Below are 16662 nucleotides of genomic sequence, written 5' to 3' on the forward strand. Positions count from 1 at the left end.
CCCGGCCCCCGGTGCGGGCCCCCGCGCCCCGCCGCCGCCGCATCCTGGTGGTGGACGACTCGCCCCTCACCCGGGAGCTGGTGGCCAACCTGCTGGAGGCGGTGGGGTACGACACCCTCCGGGCGGCGGACGGCCCCTCGGCGCTGGAGCAGCTGGGGCAGGAGGGGACTCCGGTGGAGCTGGTCGTCACCGACCTGGAGATGCCGGAGATGGACGGCGTGGAGCTCACCCGGCGCCTGAAGTCGGACCCGGCCCGGCGCGGGCTGCCCGTCGTCATCCTCACCACCCGGGGAGGGGAGGCGGACCGGGCGCGTGGGTTGGCGGCCGGGGCGGACGGCTACATCACCAAGGGCGACCTCGTCCGCCAGGACCTGGTGGACGTCGTGGGGCGGCTCCTGGCCTGAAGCCCCCGAAGACCTGGGAGAGACGCCCGGGGCCCTTCGCATTGCTATACTCCCGCGGCGCGTACGGGGTATTGAACGGACATGGGCAAGAAAGTGACGGTGCTGGTGGTGGATGACTCGGTCATCTGCCGTCAGCTCATCAGCGCGGCGTTGAGCGACGACCCGGACATCCAGGTCGTTGGCACCGCCGCGAACGGCCAGGAGGCCGTTGCCCTCACGAAGGAGCTGCGCCCCCACGTCATCACCATGGACGTGGACATGCCCGTCATGGACGGGCTCACGGCCGTGGAGCACATCATGGCCGAGTGCCCCACGCCCATCCTGGTGCTGACGGGCGACCCTCGCTCCCAGGCCCCCGCGCTGACGTACCGCGCGCTGGAACTGGGCGCGCTGGCGCTTCAAATCAAGCCCTCCATCGACGCGGGGCCGGAGGCGTGGAACCTCACCAAGGAGGTGAAGCTCATCTCCTCCGTGCGCGTCATCCGCCACGTGCGGGGCCAGAAGCGCGGCGCGCCGGGGATGCCGCACACGCCCGTCCCGGCGCTGCCCGCGGCCTCCATGGGCATCGTCGCGGTGGCCGCCAGCACGGGCGGTCCGCAGGTGCTCTACCGGATGCTGTCGGAGCTGCCGGCGGACTTCCCGGCGCCCATCGTCATCGTCCAGCACATCAACGCCGCCTTCTCGGAGTCGCTGGCCAGCTGGCTCGCCAACGCGAGCAAGCTCAAGGTCCGGCTGGCCGTGGACGGGGACACGCTTCAGCCGGGGCTGGTGCTGGTGGCTCCGCCGGATCAGCACATGGTGGTGCCCGTGCGGGGCCGCGTGGCGCTCAAGTCCGGCGTGGAGCGCGACGGGCACATGCCCAGCGGCACGGTGCTGCTGGAGAGCGTGGCCAAGGTCTACGCCCGGCGCGCGGTGGGCGTGGTGCTCACCGGCATGGGCGCGGACGGGGCGGACGGGCTCCTGGCCATCAAGCAGGGCGGTGGGCTGGCGCTGGCGCAGAACGAGGAGTCCTGCGTGGTGTTCGGCATGCCGGGCGCGGCGGTGGAGCGCAAGGCGGTGGACCACCTCATCCACGGCGATGACGTCGCCGCCACCCTGGCGCGTCTGGCGCGCGGAGAGTCGCTGGCCGCAAGCCGCTGACCTCGCGCGCCATGACGTCCTCCTCCGAGCGCTGGACTCCCGTCCACGCCTGGCTTCAGGCGCACACGGGCATGGCGCTGAGCGGGGCCCAGCGGCGGCGGCTGGACGCGCGGCTGGACGCGCTGGGGCACGACCAGAACGCGGCGCGGCTGGTGGCGCACCTGCGCACTCAGGCGGGCGCGGAGGAGCTGGCGCGGCTGGTGGACGCGGTGGCGGTGCACACGTCGGAGGTGTTCCGGGACGAGGTGCAGCTGTCCGCCTTCCGCGAGCACGTGCTGTCGCCCCGGGTGCAGCGCTCCAAGACACCGCTGCGCGTCTGGAGCGCGGGCTGCGCGGCGGGCGAGGAGGTCGCCACGCTGCTCCTCTTGATGGCGCAGGAGGGCGCGGATCCGTCCAGCCGCGTGCTGGGCACGGACATCTCCGAGCAGGTGCTCACCCGGGCGCGCGAGCTGAGCTTCCCGGCGGATGCGCTCCGGCGCGTGCCGGAAGCCGCGCGCTTCCGCTTCTTCGCGCCGAAGGGCCGGCGCCACGCGCTCGTGGAGCCGCTGCGCGCGCAGGCGGAGTTCCGGCGCCACAACCTGATGGAGGCCCCCTATCCGGAGGCCCCCGGGGGCGGCGGGTTCGACATCATCTTCTGCCGCAACGTCCTCATCTACTTCACTCCGGAAGCCTTCCAGCGCACGGTGCGGAGCCTGGGCGAGCGGCTCGCGCCCGGCGGGGTGCTGGTGCTGTCCGCCGCGGAGCCCCTGCTCCAGGTGCCCCCGGAGCTGCGGCTGTTGCCCAGCGAGCACGCGTTCTTCTACGTGCGCGAGGACGCCGCGCCCGCGGAGCCTGTCCGGCCGAAGCGGGAGTCCGGCCGGTTCCCGAGCATCGCCACCGGAGCCTCCGGACCCGCCGCGCCGAAGCCGGACGCCGCGCCCCCGGTTCCGCCCTCGGCTCCGGACGAAACCGCGATGGCCGAGGCGGACTGGCTCTTCTCGTGCGTGCTGGACGGGGCCTCCACGGGCGTCCCGGACGAGAAGTCCGAGCGCGACCTGCGCCGGTGCCTGGACCTGGATCCGGACCACGTCGCCGCCCGCTACCTGCTGGGGCTCCTCCTGGAGCAGTGCGGCCAGCCCGGCGCCGCCCTGGAGGCCTACCGCCGGGCCCTGCGGGCGGTGGAGTCCGGGCGGGCGCGGCCGGTGCCCTTCTTCCTCAACCTGCCCCGGCTCCGGGTGGCCTGCGCCCGGGCCGTGGAGCGGCTGGAGGCGGAAGGGGCGCGCTGAAGGGCAGGGGGGCAGCCGGGCGCGGGAGGAAACAGAAGCGGCGCGCGGGGCACTTTGGACCTAGGATGCCCGGCCCATGCGCAGGCTCGTGCTCTTCGCCCTGTTGACCGCCGCCGTTCCCGGCTGTTTCTACCCCGCCGACCGCGGCCGTGCCCTCGAAGCCAAGGTGGACCGGCTGGGCGCGGACAACGCCAGGCTGGCCGCGGAGCTGAAGGAGGCGCGCGACCAGCTCGCCGTCACCCAGCCGAAGCTCGATGAGAAGATCGCCCAGGTGACGCAGGCCCTGCAGAGCCTGGACACCGCCGCGCGCCGCAAGGACGCGGACATCGGCGTGCAGTTCCAGAAGACGGTGGAGGACCTGGCGCAGCTGCGCGGCCAGGTGGAGACGTACCTCTACAAGATTGGGGAGCTGGAGGCCGCGCTCGGCAAGAGCACGGAGGAAACCAACCAGCGGCTCCTGGCGCTCCAGGGCACGGAGGCGGTGAAGGAGGCCGAGGCCAGGAAGAAGGCCGAGGAGCTCCAGCGCCCCACGGACAAGAAGGAGTTCCTCGCGCTCGCGCAGGAGAAGGCGAAGGCCGGCGACGCGCTGATCGCGCGCCAGCTCTACAACGAGTTCGTGAAGAAGTGGCCCAAGGACGCGCTCGTGGGCGAGGCCCACTTCGGCCTGGGCGAGACGTACTTCACCGAGTCCAAGTGCCGCGAGGCCCTCTTCGAGTACGGCAAGGTGGTGCAGGACTTCGCCAAGACGCCGTCCGCGCCGGACGCGTACCTGCGCTCCTCCGACTGCTTCCTGAAGCTGAAGATGAAGGAGGAGTCGAAGCTGGCGCTGGAGGAGCTGGTGAAGGGCTACCCCAAGTCGGACGCCGCCAAGACGGCGAAGACGAAGCTGGCGGAGCTGGAGAAGAAGGCCGCGCCGGCCCCCGCGCCGAAGAAGGCGAAGAAGTGATGCGCCTCCGCGCCCCGAAGCTCGCCGCCCTGGCGCTCCTGCTGCTCCTGCCGCTGGTGGCGGGGGCCGCGCCGAAGAAGCTCGTGCTGCTCTTCACCGGAGACAATGGGGGCGAAGTCGCCCCCTGTGGTTGACGCCACAACCCGTCTGGCGGTCTGGCCAGACGAAAGACGGTCCTGACGGAGGAGCGCGCGAAGGGCGTGCCGGTGCTCGCACTGGACGCGGGCAACGCGCTCTTCAAGACCCTGGCGGAGGGCCCGGAGGCGAAGCCTCGCGCGGAGCTGCTCCTGGAGCAGCTGGACGCGCAGGGCTACGCGGCCATGGCCGTGGGTCAGCGCGACCTCGTGCTGGGCGTGGACTTCCTCAAGAAGAAGACGAAGGGCGCGAAGCTGAAGCTCGTGTCCGCGAACCTCGTGGACGCGAAGGGGCAGCCGCTCTTCCCCGCGTCGGTGGTGACGACGGTGGGCGGGCTGAAGGTGGGCATCCTCGGCGTGTCCCCGGAGTCGGCGGACGGCACGGCCTTGCTGCCCGCGGGCGTGCGGGGCCTGCCGCTGGGGCCGGCGGTGACCTCCGAGGTGAAGCGCCTGCGCCAGAAGGAGCAGGTGTCGCTGGTGGTGTTGCTCGCGGCGGTGCCCTACGTGGAGGCCGTGAAGCTGGCCCAGGGCGCCGAGGGCGTGGACTTCGTGGTGCAGTCGCACGACGGCCGGGGCGTGGGCATGGCGCAGCGCCAGGGCGTGTCCACGCTGGTGCCTCCCGGGGAGCGGGGCCGCCAGGTCGCGAAGCTGGAGCTGTCCATGGAGGGCAACGGTCCCTTCGCGGACCTGTCCGAGGCGAACCGCGCCCGCGAGAGTCAGCGCATGGTGGAGGCGAACATCGCGCGGGTGCAGGAGCGCCTGAAGACGGAGAAGGGCGAGGACGCGCGCCGCTCGCTCCAGGAGACGCTGACCTCGTTCGAAGCGCGGCGCGACGCCCTGGCCCGCACGGCGGCGGCGCAGGGCCCGGCGACAGGGCGCACCTACCAGCTGACGTACCTGCAGCTGGGCGCGGACGTGGCGTCGGATGCCGCCGTGCAGAAGCAGGTGGAGCGCGTAGAGCCGCCCGGCTCCGCGGGTCACTGAGCCTCCGCTCGCGGAAACCCACCCCGTCCATCCTGGGACGGGGCTGAAACACCTGTTTCATTCCCTGTCGCGGGATGTGTCACGCCCGTTCCATCCCTGCTGGAGAGCAGGCAGGCCCGGGGGCGTGGAACGCGTGGCAGGTCGCTCTTCGACCGAATAATGTGAACAACAGGTTTCCTGGCCTCCCCCCACGCTGCTCGCGCGACGAGCGGCAGGCCGCGCGTGATCGACATTCGCCGGCACTGACCGAGGGCTCCGCGTCCCACCTTCCGGGCGTCCCTCTGGGCCGTGTCGCGCCCAGAGTTCGGAGTCAGTTCGATGAGCAGCAGCGGTGATTTGTCGAAGCGGATCGCGAACCTGTCTCCGGAGAAGCGCGCGGAGCTGCTGAAGAAGATGGCCGCGCAGAAGCAGGCGGCGGGGACTCCGGCGCGGGCGGCCTTCCCTCTGAGGGACCGCTCGAAGCCGGCGGAGCTGTCCTTCGCGCAGCAGCGGCTGTGGTTCATGGACCAGCTGGCGCCGGGCAGCCCCCTCTACAACGTGCCCGTGGCGGTGCGGCTGGAGGGCGCGGTGGACGTGGCGGTGCTGGAGCGCTCGCTGCGCGAGGTGGTGCGGCGCCACGAGTCGCTGCGCACGACCTTCCAGGGCTCGGAGAGCGGGCCGGTGCAGCACTTCGCGGACGCGCCCGTGTTGGAGCTGGAGCGCACGGACGTGAGCGCGCTCGCGGCGGAGGCGCGCGAGTCCGAGGCCTGGCGCCGGGTGCGGGAGGGGGCGCTGCGTCCCTTCGACCTCGCCACGGGCCCGCTGATGCGCGCGCTGCTGGTGCGGCTGGGGGACGCGGACCACCTGATGCTGGTGGTGATGCACCACATCGTCTCGGACGGGTGGTCGCTGGGCGTGCTCGTGCGCGAGGTGGCGGTGCTCTACGCCATGTTCCTGCAGGGCCAGCCGTCGCCGCTGCCGGAGCTGGCCGTGCAGTACGCGGACTACGCGGCCTGGCAGCGGGAGACGTTGCAGGGCGCGGCGCTGGAGCGGCAGCTGGCGTACTGGCGCGAGCAGCTGTCGGGCGCACCGCCCGCGCTGGAGCTGACGACGGACAGGCCCCGGCCCGCGACGCGCGGCTTCCGGGGCGCGCGCACGCCCATCCAGTGGCCGCGTGAGCTGACGGACTCGCTCCGGGCGCTGGCGCAGGGGGAGGGCGCGACGCTGTTCATGGTGCTCCTGGCCGGGTGGCAGTCGCTGCTGTCGCGCTACTCCGGACAGGACGACGTGAGCGTGGGCTCGCCCATGGCGGGGCGTACGCGCTCGGAGCACGAAGGCCTCATCGGCATGTTCGTCAACACGCTGGTGCTGCGCGCGCGCTTCACGCCGGAGCTGTCGTTCCAGGGCCTGGTGCGCCAGCTGCGCGAGACGATGGTGGGCGCGACGGACCACCAGGACGTGCCGTTCGAGAAGCTGGTGGAGGCGCTCCAGCCGGAGCGTGACTCGGGGCGCACGCCGTTCTTCCAGGCGATGTTCGCGCTGCAGAACGCGCCGCGCGGCCCCGTCGCCGTGCAGGGCCTGAAGCTGAACGCGATGGAGGTGGACACCCGGACCGCCAAGTTCGACCTGCTCCTCCAGCTCACGGAGGCGGATGGGAACCTGAGCGGCTACGTGGAGTACGACACCGACCTCTTCCACGCCGCCACCATCGCGCGGATGGTGGAGCACCTGCGCGGCCTGCTGGAGTCCGCCGTGGCCCGCCCGGCGATGCCCGTGGCCCGGCTGTCCATGCTGAAGGCCGCCGAGCGCCGCGTGCTGGCCGAGGACTGGAACCGGACGCAGGCGGCGTATCCGCGGGAGCGGCCGGTGCACGCGCTCTTCGCGGAGCAGGCGCGCGAGGCGCCGGACCGGGTGGCGGTGGTGCAGGGCGTGGATGGCCGGACGCTCACGTACGGCGAGCTGGACGCGAAGGCGAACCAGTTGGCGCATCACCTGCGCGGGCTGGGAGTGAAGCGTGGCACGCGGGTGGGCGTGTACGTGGAGCGCTCGTGGGAGATGGTGGTGGGGCTGCTCGGCATCCTGAAGGCCGGGGGCGCGTACGTGCCGGTGGACCGCAACTACCCGGCGGAGCGCATCGCGCTGCTGCTGGAGGACGCGGGCGTCGAAGTGACGCTGACGCAGCAGTCGCTGGTGGAGAAGCTGCCGGCCGGCGCGGGCAAGCCGCTCTGCGTGGACACGGCGTGGGAGTCCATCCGCCGCGAACCGGAGACGGCACCGGACGTGGCGGTGGGCGGCGAGGACCTCGCGTACATCATCTTCACGTCAGGCAGCACGGGCCGTCCGAAGGGCGTGTGCGTTCCCCACCGGGGCATCACCCGCCTGGTGGTGGGCAACGACTTCATGCGCTTCGAACCGGACTCGGTCTGGTCGCAGACGGGGCCGGTGGCCTTCGACGCGTCGACGCTGGAGCTGTGGGGCTCGCTGCTGCACGGCGCGAAGCTGGTGCTGGCGCCGCCGCACGCGCTGACGCTGGAGGAGCTGGGCGCGCTGGTGAAGCAGGAGCGCGTCAGCACGTTGTGGCTGACGACGGCGCTCTACGAGCAGATGGTGCTGCACCAGGGAGAGGTCCTGGCGGGCGTGTCACAGGTGTTGTCGGGCGGTGACGTGATGCCGCCCCAGCGCGTGCGGGAGCACCTGGCGCGGCTGCCGGAAGGCCCGGTGCTGGTGCACGCGTACGGCCCGACGGAGAACACCACCTTCTCCACCACCCACAGGCTGACGGGGCGGACGGAGTTCGAAGGGTCGGTGTCCATCGGCAAGCCGATTGGAAACTCGACGGCGTACGTGCTGGACGCGCACGGCGACCTGGCGGGTGTGGGCGTGCCGGGTGAGCTGTTCGTGGGCGGCGAGGGCCTCGCATGGGGCTACCTGAACCACGCGGACCTCACGGCGGAGCGCTTCGTGCCCCACGCCTTCAGCGCGGAGCCTGGCGCGCGGCTGTACCGCACGGGAGACAAGGCGCGCTGGAAGGAAGACGGGACGCTGGAGTTCCTGGGCCGCACCGACTTCCAGGTGAAGGTGCGTGGCTTCCGCATCGAGCTGGGCGAAATCGAAGCCGCGCTCGGCCTGCATCCGGATGTGGCGGAGGCCACGGTGGTGGTGCGGGGGCAGGGCGTGGACAAGCAGCTGGTGGGGTACGTGGTCGCGAAGCCGGAGCGGACGCTCGACGCGGCGGAGCTCAAGGCACATCTGCGGCAGCGGCTGCCGGAGTACATGGTGCCCACCGTCCTGATGTCATTGGACGCGCTGCCGCTCAGCGCCAACGGCAAGGTGGATCGCAAGGCGCTGCCGGAGCCGGAGGCCCCGCGCTCGGAGAAGGTCCACGAGGCGCCCCGCACGGAGACCGAAGCGAAGCTGGCGGCCATCTGGGCGCAGGTGCTGCGCGTGCCCCAGGTGGGCGTGAAGGACAACTTCTTCGAGCTGGGTGGGCACTCGTTGCTGGCGACGCAGGTGGCCTCGAGGATCCGCGCGGGGTTCGGCGTGGAGCTGCCGCTGCGGGAGTTGTTCGAGTCCGCCACCCTGGAGGCCCTGGCGCTCCGCCTGGAGCGCGCCACCCGGTCCGTCGTCCCGCCGCTGGTGCGTGTCTCGCGTGAGCAGCCCCTGCCGTTGTCGTTCGCGCAGCAGCGCCTGTGGTTCATCGACCAGTTGGAGCCGGGCAGCCCGCTCTACAACGTCCCGCTCGCGGTACGTCTGGAGGGCGCGCTGGACGTCGCGGTGCTCCAGCGAGCGCTGGATGCGCTGGTGAGCCGTCACGAGGCGCTCCGCACCACGTTCACGGCGCATGAAGGCACGCCGGTGCAGGTGGTGCATCCGGCCTCGGCGATGCCGCTGGAGGTGGAGGACCTGCGCGGCGTCGAAGCGGGCGAGCGAGAGAACGAGGCCCGCCGCCGGGTGATGGCGCAGGGGCTGCGGTCCTTCGACCTGTCGCGCGGGCCGCTGGTCCGCGCGCAGTTGGTCCGGTTGGAGGAGCACGACCACCTGCTCGCGCTCACGATGCACCACGCCATCGCGGATGGCTGGTCGTTGGGCGTGCTCGTGCGGGAGATCGGCGCGCTGTACGCGGCGTTCGTGCAGGGCCAGCCCTCCTCGCTGCCGGAGCTGCCGCTCCAGTACGCGGACTACGCGGCCTGGCAGCGCGGCTGGCTTCAGGGAGACGCGCTGGAGCGCGAGGTGGCCTTCTGGAAGGCCCGGCTCGCGGGAGCACCCGCCGCCCTGGAGTTGCCTACGGACCGTCCGCGTCCGGCGGTGCGCGGCAACGCGGGCGCGATGCACTTCTTCCAGTGGTCCCCCGCGCTGACGCAGCGCCTGCGAGCGGTGGCGCAGCGAGAGGGCGCATCGCTGTACATGGTGCTGCTGGCCGGGTGGCAGGTGCTGCTGTCGCGCCACTCAGGGCAGACGGACATCAGCGTGGGTTCGCCCATCGCGGGACGGACGCGGGCGGAGCTGGAAGGGCTCATCGGTTTCTTCGTCAACACGCTGGTGCTGCGCGCCCGGGTGGGCGGAGAGACCTCCTTCCGTGAGTTGCTGAAGCAGGTGCGAGGCACGGTGCTGGAGGCGTACGAGCACCAGGACGTGCCATTCGAGAAGCTGGTGGAGGCGCTCCAGCCGGACCGCAGCCTGAGCCACACGCCGCTGTTCCAGACGCTGCTGGCGCTCCAGAACGTGCCGCAGGGCGACCTGGGGCTGCCGGGCATGTCGCTCAAGCCGGTGGTGATGGAGAGCCGCACGTCGAAGTTCGACGTGAGCGTCTTCTTCGTGGAGGAGGGCGAAGGGCTGAGGGGCTCGGTCGAATACAGCACCGAGTTGTTCGACGCCACGACGGTGCGCCGGATGGTGGATCACCTGCGGGTCCTGCTGGATGCGGCGCTGTCGCGTCCGGAGGCCGCCGTGTCCCGGCTGCCGATGCTGGAGGCGGAGGAGCGGCAGCGGATCCTCGACGGAGGCAACCGACTGGGGGCGGAGGCCGCGAGCACCACGCCGGTGCACGCACTGTTCTCCGAGCAGGCCCGGAAGACGCCGGGCGCGGTGGCGCTCCAGGCGCAGGATGGGAGGGCGCTGACGTACGGCGAGCTGGAAGCGAAGGCGAACCAGTTGGCGCATCACCTGCGGAGCCAGGGCGTGAAGCGCGGCACGCGGGTGGGCGTGTACGTGGAGCGCTCGTGGGAGATGGTGGCGGGGCTGCTGGCCATCCTGAAGGCGGGAGGCGCGTACGTGCCGGTGGACCGCAACTACCCGGAGGAGCGAATCGCGCTGCTGCTGGGGGATGCGGGCGTGAGCGTGACGCTGACGCAGCGGTCGCTGGTGGAGAAGCTGCCGTCGAGCGCGGGCACGGCGCTGCTGCTGGAAACGGTGTGGGCCGAAGCGGCCCGGTATCCGGAGACGGCGCCGCGAGTGGAGGTGACGGGAGAGGACCTGGCGTACGTGATGTTCACGTCAGGAAGCACGGGCCGCCCGAAGGGCGTGAGCGTGCCGCACCGGGGCATCACGCGACTGGTGGTGGGCAACGACTTCCTGCGGTTCGGGCCGGAGGAGGTCTGGTTGCAACTGGCGCCGGTGGCCTTCGACGCGTCGACGCTGGAGCTGTGGGGCGCGTTGCTGCACGGAGCGAAGCTGGTGCTGGCGCCGCCGCACGCGCAGACGCTGGAGGAGTTGGGCGCGCTGCTGCGCAAGGAGCGCATCAGCACGCTGTGGCTGACCGCCGCACTGTACGAGCAGATGGCGCTGCATCAGGTGGACGCGCTGACGGGAGTGGCGCAAGTGCTCGCGGGAGGTGACGTGCTGCCGGCGCAGCGCGTGCGCGAACACCTGAAGCGCCTGCCACAAGGCGCGGTGCTGGTGAACGGGTACGGCCCGACGGAGAACACGACGTTCTCCACCACGCACACGCTCACGCGCGACACGTTGCCCACCTCAGCGGTACCCATCGGCAAGCCGATTGGGAACTCGACGGCGTACGTGCTGGACGCGCATGGCGATGTGGCCGGCGTGGGCGTGCCGGGAGAGCTGTACGTCGGCGGCGAAGGCCTGGCGTGGGGCTATCTGAACCGCGCGGACCTCACGGCGGAGCGCTTCGTCCCGAACGCGTTCAGCACGGAGCCCGGCGCCCGGCTGTACCGCACGGGAGACAAGGCGCGCTGGAAGGAAGACGGGACGCTGGAGTTCCTCGGCCGCACCGACTTCCAGGTGAAGGTGCGCGGCTTCCGCATCGAGCTGGGCGAAGTGGAAGCGGCCTTGCTCCAGCACTCGGACGCGGCGGAAGCCGTGGCGGTGGTGCGCGACGTCGGCGGAGACAAGCGGCTCGTCGCGTGGCTCGTGGCGAAGCCGGGGCAGAACCTCGACCCGAAGGCGGTGGAAGCGGAGCTGCGCAAGCACCTGCCGGAGTACATGGTGCCATCGGCGCTGGGCGTGTTGGACGCGCTTCCGCTCACGGCCAACGGCAAGGTGGACCGCAAGGCGCTGCCTGAAATCGAAGCGGCCCATTCGGAGCACGAGTACGAAGCGCCTCGCACGGAGTCGGAGCAGAAGCTGGCGGCCATCTGGGCGGAGGTCCTGCGGGCGCCCAGGGTGGGGGTGAGGGACAACTTCTTCTCACTCGGTGGCCACTCGCTGCTGGCGACCCAGGTGGTGTCGCGGATCCGGAAGGAGCTGGGCGCGGAGCTGCCACTGCGGACGTTGTTCGAGGCTCCGACGCTGGAAGCCCTGGCTCGACGGCTGGAGACGGCCGCGCGTCCGCTGCCCATGGCGCTGGAGTTGACCGCGAGCAGTGGGCCGCCGCCCCTGTCGTTCGCGCAGCAGCGCCTGTGGTTCATCGACCAGATGGAGCCGGGAAGCGCGCTCTACAACGTGCCCGTCGCGGTCCGGCTGCGGGGCACCTTGAATCGGGGAGCGCTCGTGCGAGCCCTGGACGAAATCGTCCGGCGCCACGAATCCCTCCGCACGACGTTCGAGCTGCACGAAGGTCAGCCCGTCCAGCGCATCCAGCCCCACGCGCGCCTGCCGGTAGCGGACGTCGACCTGGAGGGAATCGACAGCGATCAGCGAGAGGCGGAGGTCCGGCGCCGGCTCGGAGTGGAGCTGGCGGAGCCCTTCGACCTGCACAGGGGACCGCTCATCCGGGCAAGCCTGCTGAAGCTGGGAGCCGCCGAGCACGTGCTGCTCATCACGATGCACCACATCGTGTCGGATGGCTGGTCGCTGGGAGTGCTGATCCGTGAAGTGGGGGCATTGTACGCGGCCTTCACGGAAGGGCGTCCGTCGCCGCTGCCGGAGCTGTCGTTGCAGTACGCGGGCTACGCGGCGTGGCAGCGCGGCTGGTTGCAGGGAGAGACGCTCCAGAAGGAGGTGAACTTCTGGAGGGAGCAGCTCGCCGGGGCGTCGCCCGTCCTGGAGCTGCCCACGGACCGTCCGCGTCCGGCGGTGCGAGGCAACGCGGGAGCAGTTCATTCCTTCGTGCTGCCGTCATCGCTGGAGCAGCGTCTTCGTGCGCTCGCGCAGAGCGAAGGTGCGTCGCTGTACATGGTGCTGCTGGCGGCTTGGCAGATGCTGCTGTCGCGCTACAGCGGGCAGACGGACATCAGCGTGGGTTCGCCCATCGCGGGGCGGACGAGGGCGGAGCTGGAGGGGCTCATCGGCTTCTTCGTCAACACGCTGGTGCTGCGTGCCCAGGTGGACGGAGAGAAGTCCTTCCGTGAGTTGCTGAAGCAGGTGAGAGGCACGGTGCTGGGCGCGTACGAGCACCAGGAGGTGCCCTTCGAGAAGCTGGTGGAGGCGCTCCAGCCCGAGCGCAGCCTGAGCCATACGCCCCTGTTCCAGTCACTGCTGGCGTTGCAGAACATGCCGGAGGGAGAGGCACAGCTGCCCGGGCTGACGATGAAGCCCTTGGAGCTGGAGATTCGGACGTCGAAGTTCGACGTGAGCGTCTTCTTCACGGAGACGCCGCAGGGCTTGAGCGGGGCGGTGGAGTACAGCACCGAGTTGTTCGAGGCGGCGACGGTGCGCCGGATGGTGGAGCACCTGCGGGTGCTGCTGGAGAGCGTGGTCGCGAAGCCGGAGGAAGCAGTGGGCCGGCTGCCCATGCTGACGGAGGCGGAGCGCCAGCAAGTCCTGGTGGCGTGGAACCCAACGGCCACGAAGTCCCCCCGCGACATGTCGGTGCACGCCCGCTTCGAGGCGCAGGCGAAGCGGACGCCGGACGCGATGGCGCTGAAGCTCGCGGAAGGGGGCGGCACGCTGACGTACGGCGAGCTGGAAGCGAAGGCGAACCAGTTGGCGCATCACCTGCGGAACCAGGGCGTGAAGCGCGGCACGCGGGTGGGCGTGTACGTGGAGCGCTCGTGGGAGATGGTAGCGGGGCTGCTGGCCATCCTGAAGGCGGGAGGCGCGTACGTGCCGGTGGACCGCAACTACCCGGCGGAGCGAATCGCGCTGCTGCTGGGGGATGCGGGCGTGAGCGTGACGCTGACGCAGCGGTCGCTGGTGGAGAAGCTGCCGTCGAGCGCGGGAACACCGCTGCTGCTGGACGCCGCATGGAGTGAGATCGCACACCAGCCGGTGTCGGCGCCGCGGGTAGAGGTCAGCGCCGAAGATCTGGCGTACGTGATGTTCACGTCAGGAAGCACGGGCCGCCCGAAGGGCGTGAGCGTGCCGCACCGGGGCATCACGCGACTGGTGGTGGGCAACGACTTCCTGCGGTTCGGGCCGGAGGAGGTCTGGTTGCAACTGGCGCCGGTGGCCTTCGACGCGTCGACGCTGGAGCTGTGGGGAGCGTTGCTGCACGGAGCGAAGCTGGTGCTGGCGCCGCCGCACGCGCAGACGCTGGAGGAGTTGGGCACGCTGCTGAAGCAGGAGCGCATCAGCACGCTGTGGCTGACGGCGGCGCTGTACGAGCAGATGGCGCTGCATCAGGTGGACGCGCTGGCGGGAGTGGCGCAAGTGCTCGCGGGCGGTGACGTGCTGCCGGCGCAGCGCGTGCGCGAACACCTGAAGCGCCTGCCACAAGGCGCGGTGCTGGTGAACGGCTACGGCCCGACGGAGAACACGACGTTCTCCACGACGCACACGCTCACGCGCGACACGTTGCCCACCTCAGCGGTACCCATCGGCAAGCCGATTGGAAACTCGACGGCGTACGTGCTGGACGCGCATGGCGATGTGGCCGGCGTGGGCGTGCCGGGAGAGCTGTACGTTGGCGGCGAAGGCCTGGCGTGGGGCTATCTGAACCGCGCGGACCTCACGGCCGAGCGCTTCGTCCCCAATGCCTTCAGCACGGAGCCCGGCGCCCGGCTGTACCGCACGGGAGACAAGGCGCGCTGGAAGGAAGACGGGACGCTGGAGTTCCTCGGCCGCACCGACTTCCAGGTGAAGGTGCGCGGCTTCCGCATCGAGCTGGGCGAAGTGGAAGCGGCCTTGCTCCAGCACTCGGACGCGGCGGAAGCCGTGGCGGTGGTGCGCGACGTCGGCGGAGACAAGCGGCTCGTCGCGTGGCTCGTGGCGAAGCCGGGGCAGAACCTCGACCCGAAGGCGGTGGAAGCGGAGCTGCGCAAGCACCTGCCGGAGTACATGGTGCCATCGGCGCTGGGCGTGTTGGACGCGCTTCCGCTCACGGCCAACGGCAAGGTGGACCGCAAGGCGCTGCCTGAAATCGAAGCGGCCCATTCGGAGCACGAGTACGAAGCGCCTCGCACGGAGTCGGAGCAGAAGCTGGCGGCCATCTGGGCGGAGGTCCTGCGGGCGCCCAGGGTGGGGGTGAGGGACAACTTCTTCTCACTCGGTGGCCACTCGCTGCTGGCGACCCAGGTGGTGTCGCGGATCCGGAAGGAGCTGGGCGCGGAGCTGCCACTGCGGACGTTGTTCGAGGCTCCGACGCTGGAAGCCCTGGCTCGACGGCTGGAGACGGCCGCGCGTCCGCTGCCCATGGCGCTGGAGTTGACCGCGAGCAGTGGACCGCCGCCTCTGTCGTTCGCGCAGCAGCGCCTGTGGTTCATCGACCAGATGGAGCCGGGAAGCGCGCTCTACAACGTGCCCGTCGCGGTGCGCCTGGAAGGCGAGCTGGACGTGGGAGCCCTGGACTGGGCCCTGCGTGAAATCGTCCGGCGCCACGAATCCCTCCGCACGACGTTCGAGCTGCACGAGGGCCAGCCAGTCCAGCGCATCCAGGCCGAAGCGCGCCTCCCCATGGGGCACATCGACCTGGGGACATTGGACAGCGAGCAGCGGGAGGCGGAAGTCCGGCGCCGGCTCGGAGTGGAGCTGGCGGCGCCCTTCGACCTGCACGCAGGGCCGCTCATCCGGGCGAGCCTGCTGAAGCTGGGAGCCGCCGAGCACGTGCTGCTCATCACGATGCACCACATCGTGTCGGATGGCTGGTCGTTGGGAGTGCTGATCCGTGAAGTGGGCGCGTTGTACGCGGCCTTCACGGAAGGACGACCGTCGCCGCTGCCGGAGCTGTCGTTGCAATACGCGGGCTATGCGGCGTGGCAGCGAGGCTGGTTGCAGGGAGAGACGCTCCAGAAGGAAGTGGACTTCTGGAGGGGGCAGCTCGCCGGAGCGCCGCCCGTCCTGGAGCTGCCCACGGACCGTCCGCGTCCGGCGGTGCGAGGCAACGCGGGAGCGGTTCATTCCTTCGTGCTGTCGTCGTCGCTGGAGCAGGGGCTGAAGTCGCTGGCACAGCGCGAGGGCGCATCGCTCTTCATGGTGCTGCTGGCCGGGTGGCAGGTGCTGCTGTCGCGCTACAGCGGCCAGTCGGACATCAGCGTGGGTTCGCCCATCGCGGGACGGACGAGGGCGGAGCTGGAAGGGCTCATCGGCTTCTTCGTCAACACGCTGGTGCTGCGGACGCAGGTGGACGGGGAGGCGTCCTTCCGTGAGCTGCTGAGTCAGGTGCGAGGCACGGTGCTGGGCGCGTACGAGCACCAGGACGTGCCGTTCGAGAAGCTGGTGGAGGCGCTGCAACCGGAGCGCAGCCTGAGCCACACGCCCCTGTTCCAGTCACTGCTGGCATTGCAGAACACGCCCGAGGGAGAGGCACAGCTGCCCGGGCTGACGATGAAGCCCTTGGAGCTGGAGATTCGAACGTCGAAGTTCGACGTGAGCGTCTTCTTCACGGAGACGCCGCAAGGCTTGAGCGGGGCGGTGGAGTACAGCACCGACCTGTTCGAGGCGGCGACGGTGCGTCGGTTGGTGGAGCACCTGCGTGTGCTGCTGGAAGGAGTGGTGGCGAAGCCGGAGGAAGCGGTGGGCCGGCTGCCCATGCTGACGGAGGCGGAGCGCCAGCAGGTGCTGGTGACGTGGAACCAGCAGCAGGCGGAGTACACGCGCGACGCGACGATTCCGCACCTCTTCGAAGCGCAGGCAAGGCGGACGCCGGATGCCGTCGCCGTGGTGAGTGGCAAGCAACGGCTGACGTACCGGGAGGTGGAAGCGAAGGCGAACCAACTGGCGCACCGGCTGCGCAAGCTGGGCGTGGGCCCGGAGTCCCGCGTGGGACTGTGCGTGGAGCGCACGGCGGACGTGGTGGTGGGAACGCTGGGCATCCTCAAGGCGGGCGGCGCGTACGTGCCGTTGGATCCGAGCTACCCGAAGGAGCGTCTGGGTTGGCTGCTGGAGGACGCGCAAGGCCCGGCGTTGGTAGCGCACTCGCACCTGCTGGAATCACTGCCCGCCTTCAGCGCGCAGGCGGTGTGCCTGGACCGTGAAGAGGAATGGGCGGAGGAGTCCTGCTGCCCCGTGACGTCGGAGGTGCGCCCGGAGAA

The 16662-nt window shown here is 70.9% G+C and carries 7 protein-coding genes; all 7 read left to right on the forward strand.

Annotated elements, in window-relative coordinates; translation table 11 throughout:
* A partial coding sequence (locus tag D7W82_RS31180; RefSeq protein WP_147439653.1) for a response regulator occupies window positions 1-404 on the forward strand: 404 nt, incomplete at its 5' end.
* 81 nt (window positions 405-485) lie between these two features.
* Window positions 486-1544, forward strand: a complete 1059-nt coding sequence (gene cheB, locus D7W82_RS31185; protein ID WP_120621802.1) for a chemotaxis-specific protein-glutamate methyltransferase CheB — start codon at window positions 486-488, stop codon at window positions 1542-1544.
* An 11-nt stretch (window positions 1545-1555) separates the two neighbouring features.
* Window positions 1556-2809 (forward strand): protein-glutamate O-methyltransferase CheR, encoded by a 1254-nt coding sequence (locus D7W82_RS31190; protein ID WP_120621803.1) that lies wholly within the window; start codon window positions 1556-1558, stop codon window positions 2807-2809.
* A 76-nt stretch (window positions 2810-2885) separates the two neighbouring features.
* On the forward strand, window positions 2886-3755 hold the full coding sequence (locus tag D7W82_RS31195) for a tetratricopeptide repeat protein (protein ID WP_120621804.1): 870 nt from the start codon (window positions 2886-2888) through the stop codon (window positions 3753-3755).
* On the forward strand, window positions 3755-3889 hold the full coding sequence (locus D7W82_RS42225; RefSeq protein ID WP_255417389.1) for a hypothetical protein: 135 nt from the start codon (window positions 3755-3757) through the stop codon (window positions 3887-3889). Before D7W82_RS31195 ends, D7W82_RS42225 begins: the two co-directional genes overlap by 1 nt.
* Before the next feature lie 66 nt (window positions 3890-3955).
* A complete protein-coding gene (locus D7W82_RS31200) occupies window positions 3956-4873 on the forward strand; it encodes a 5'-nucleotidase (protein WP_199727882.1) in 918 nt (305 codons plus the stop codon).
* 318 nt (window positions 4874-5191) lie between these two features.
* The coding region (locus D7W82_RS31205; RefSeq protein WP_120621806.1) for a non-ribosomal peptide synthetase at window positions 5192-16662 on the forward strand (11471 nt) is incomplete at its 3' end.

Source organism: Corallococcus sp. CA049B, from assembly GCF_003611685.1.
Lineage (GTDB): Bacteria > Myxococcota > Myxococcia > Myxococcales > Myxococcaceae > Corallococcus > Corallococcus coralloides.